Source organism: Vibrio sp. 10N.222.46.A1 (assembly GCF_041473595.1).
GTDB lineage: Bacteria > Pseudomonadota > Gammaproteobacteria > Enterobacterales > Vibrionaceae > Vibrio > Vibrio tasmaniensis_A.
The window spans coordinates 1-3,862 of record NZ_JBFRSN010000446.1 but is presented as its reverse complement, the minus strand read 5'-3'; the positions used below and the strand labels follow the sequence as shown (position 1 = coordinate 3,862).

Below are 3,862 nucleotides of genomic sequence, written 5' to 3'. Positions count from 1 at the left end.
CGGCAATCAGGGCAACGGGAAGCAGAACGGTAATGGTAATAAACCAGCGACTGGCTTCATCAAAAAAGCCCCTGCTAGTCAGCAATCTCAAGGCAATGGCGGCGGGAATGGCAAGTCAAACCGTAACAAAGCGGGTAATGGTCAAGGTGGTAAACCTGTGAGTAACGGCAAGAATCGCCAACGCGCAGCACAACGTTAAGACAGCAACCCATTGACTTCGCTATGGTAAAAACACAAAGCGCAGCTTTTTAGCTGCGCTTTTTTGTGCCCGTTGCCAATGGCTAGCTCCTTAGCCACGTAAATACTTAGATACCAAGGGGGGTTACCTACTTATCTAACGCGTAAACACCCAATACTGGCTAAATAGGTAATTGGTGACCATTCCGACAAGAGTCCCCACTGCCATTGCGATAAAAACAGCTCCGATAAAGGTAGGAAGCAATTCCGTCATCAGCTTAAAGCACAGCAAATTAGGTACCGCTGATATTGATGCGGTAAACATGAACTTTTGCCACTGAATCAGCTTCTCAGACCAATGACCTCGCCCTTTATATTCAAAAGTCAGTATACGATTACCCAACCATGTCGTCGTTGCAGCAGCAATAAAGGAGCTAATTCGCGCCATCATTAAAGGCAGCCCAACAACATAATGCAGCAATGCAAAAACCAAACAATCAACAACAAACCCACCAACACCAACCACAGCAAATCGAACCATCTTGTGGTGGGACTGTAGTCTTTGGCTATGTGATTGAAGCTTGTCATTGAACATTCGTAGCCTTGAGTTAACGCTGAACATCATTTTCACTTTCAATATGATTCAACGAAAAATTTGGTGTGTTGCTCTGGTGATGGCAGCTGAACAGAGCACGCTTAATCTTGACCGTCGGTTCCAAAATACACGTTAATGCGTTCTCTTTGATCTTAATTTCCACTTCCGCTTTATGGCCGATCAAATAGAATTTATCGATGCCATTTAGTTGCTCGATATCAAGAAGCTTTTTCGCTTGCCCATGACTGTAAAATTGCCCTGAGAATGGTCTTTTACCCACATAAAAACTTGGCGCAGAATCCGTAATCTGTTCAAAAATAATACGGTCACTTTTCTCGTTCGCCTTCCCTAAGTTCAGGTAAACCATCGCAATCATTAACAGCACAGGTAGCACCAAAGCCACACTCGAAAACCACTTCTTATCTTTTTCCACCACAAGTATAGCAACCAGCATCCCAAGGGCTGGAATCCCCGGCAGTACGTACGCAGGGAGAATATTGCCCGCCATAGTGAAAAGAATCAGTGGCGAAATCAACCAACAGACAAGGAATGAAAACAACCCACTATTCTCAGCGTTAATTTCCGCAATTTTCTTGCGACGAGCGAAAGTTAAAATAGGTAATACAATCGACCACGGCGCAGCGGCCTGAATCCAAAACACCCAGATCATGCCTCTGGTTTCATCATGAGCAGAACCGTATAAATCGCCCTCCCAACCACTCACAACAAAACGCTTAAAGTGTTCGCCAACAATAAAATAATCAATAAAGCCCGGAGTAGCCATTTCAGCCATAATGTACCAAGGCAAGGCAATCGCCAGCATGACACCTAAACCAGACAACAGTGGAAAGCGTTGCCACAACACTTTAAAAGCCCCAAAGATACCATGTTGTAATAGCAACCAAGGGAATACTGCGATACCCATGATCACAATCGCAACAGGACCTTTTGCAAGCAAGCCCAACGCCAAGCCTACAAATCCAACGTAACCCCAGGTTTTGTTGGTTCTCTCACTTCCTTCGCCTTTACAGTCTTCTCCACCGAGCCAACATAAGTAAAAGCCCAGCATCGCGATGGTCATGGCTAACGTTAACGCCATGTCGGTCATCACAGCACCCGCGGCGATAGAGAAAATCCCACATGTTGCCAATACAACAGCCGCCACTAAGGCACTTTGTCCCGTACGCTTCGCCAGATACGCGACCAATAGAATCGTCGCGAAACCTGCTAACCAATGCGGAGCACGCACAGCAAACTCACTCAAGCCGAACAACTCAATACCAGCAGCACTCATCCATGTTAACAACGGTGGCTTACCCCAAAAAGGAATACCGTAATCAAACTGAGGGGTTAACCAATTGCCAGTTTCTACCATCAAGCGAGCCATTTCTCCATAGCGCGCTTCAGTGGTGTCCATTAACGGATAAGTCGCCAAAGATAAAAGCCTTAGAACCAGTGCAAAAGCCAACAAATACCATAGATGCGTTCTGTTCAGACTCATGCTGATTCCTCTAATTTAAAATGTGTTTTCAATGCGGGTGTATCAACGACCGATTGGATCAGATAAAGAGGGCGATTCTTGGTTTCGATGAAAATACGACCTATGTACTCCCCCATTAAACCAATACTCAACAGTTGGATTCCGCCAAGTGCAAGTTGCACGACCATCATTGACGGATAACCCGTAATTGGCTCACCAAACATCATGGTTTTGAACACGATGAAGACGCCATACACGAAAGCAGTAAGCGCCACTAATCCACCAACTGCCGTCGCAATACGCAGTGGGCGGATAGAGAATGATGTGATGCCATCCATCGCCAATCCGATGAGTTTCAAATAGTTCCACTTGGTCTCGCCACAGAAGCGAGCATCACGCTTAAATTGGAGTGTCGCTTGTCGGAAACCCGGCCATGAAAAAATGCCTTTCATGTAGCGGTTACGTTCTGGAAGCTGATTGATATGGTCGACAACCTCGCGGCTTAACAGTCGAAAATCACCCACATTCTCAGGAACATCAATCTTCGCAGCCACGTTCATGACTTTGTAAAAGCTCGCTGCTGAAAACTTCTTAAACCATGTTTCACCATCACGCTGGCTGCGCTGCATATTGACGACGTCATAACCTTCGCGCCACTTGGCAATCATTTGCGGGATAAGCTCAGGTGGATCTTGTAAGTCAGCGTCTAGCAAAATCACCGCTTGTCCACGACAGTGCTCAAGGCCTGCGCTCATCGCTGATTCTTTGCCAAAATTACGGCTTAAACCGATAACAGAAATTGAGCTATTGATTGAAGTGAATGAACTCACCAACTCCAAGCTGCTGTCTTTGCTACCGTCGTCGACATAAACGATTTCACTCTTGATGGGCAAGCTATCAAGCACCTTGGTAAGGCGAGAGTGGAACTCTTCCAATACCTCTTGTTCATCGTAAAAAGGCACAATGATAGACAGAGAAACCGCAGGGTTGATCTGCGATGTAGATATCTTAGGGCGGCTTATATGAAGTTCAGACATAATACGTTCTTCTATTTTTTAATCTGAATCCAATCTACCCTCCCATAAGTGAAAGTTATGTTATTGACATATTTTTCACGCTCACTCAGGATAATGTTACCGTCTATTTCTGTATGAGAATCAAAATGAAACGAGTTCTATTAGTCGAAGATAACCGTGAAATCGCAGGTGTCTTGTTTGATTATTTTGAGTGTATTGGTATGGAACTCGATTATGCGGACAACGGCGAACTCGGCCTGCAACTCGCGTTGGAAAACTCATTTGATATCATCATATTGGATCTGATGTTGCCAAGAATGGACGGCCTCACGGTTTGTAATAAACTGCGAGACCAAGGCAACGCGACACCTATTTTGATGCTGACCGCGCTAGATAGCCGCGATGATATGTTGAAAGGGTTTGAGCATGGTGCCGATGACTATCTAACCAAGCCTTTTGATTTGGATATTTTAGAAGCAAGAATGAACGCACTAGTTCGTCGTTACCGCGGAAAAGTAGCCTCTTCAAAACTTCAGTTCGGTGAACTCACCATCGACCAAAAAACCCGTAAAGCTTACCGCCAAGATAAGCTTC

5 protein-coding genes are annotated in these 3,862 nt (G+C 45.3%); 2 read left to right on the top strand and 3 right to left on the bottom strand.

The window, feature by feature from the left end; translation table 11 throughout:
- The coding region (locus AB4496_RS13670) for a hypothetical protein (RefSeq protein ID WP_372131150.1) at window positions 1-199 on the top strand (199 nt) is incomplete at its 5' end.
- Between the two features lie 135 nt (window positions 200-334).
- Here the strand turns inward: AB4496_RS13670 and AB4496_RS13665 are convergent.
- From AB4496_RS13665 to AB4496_RS13655, 3 genes are read right to left on the bottom strand one after another with little or no spacing between them, the layout of a single operon-like run.
- On the bottom strand, window positions 335-799 hold the full coding sequence (locus tag AB4496_RS13665) for a GtrA family protein (protein ID WP_012603650.1): 465 nt from the start codon (window positions 797-799) through the stop codon (window positions 335-337).
- Window positions 786-2,273, bottom strand: a complete 1,488-nt coding sequence (locus AB4496_RS13660; protein ID WP_009846417.1) for a glycosyltransferase family 39 protein — start codon at window positions 2,271-2,273, stop codon at window positions 786-788. Before AB4496_RS13660 ends, AB4496_RS13665 begins: the two co-directional genes overlap by 14 nt.
- On the bottom strand, window positions 2,270-3,289 hold the full coding sequence (locus AB4496_RS13655; protein WP_017098516.1) for a glycosyltransferase family 2 protein: 1,020 nt from the start codon (window positions 3,287-3,289) through the stop codon (window positions 2,270-2,272). Before AB4496_RS13655 ends, AB4496_RS13660 begins: the two co-directional genes overlap by 4 nt.
- A gap of 125 nt (window positions 3,290-3,414) precedes the next feature.
- Here AB4496_RS13655 and AB4496_RS13650 point away from each other — a divergent pair.
- Window positions 3,415-3,862 (top strand): response regulator transcription factor (locus tag AB4496_RS13650; protein WP_372131148.1); only part of this gene is annotated, 448 nt, incomplete at its 3' end.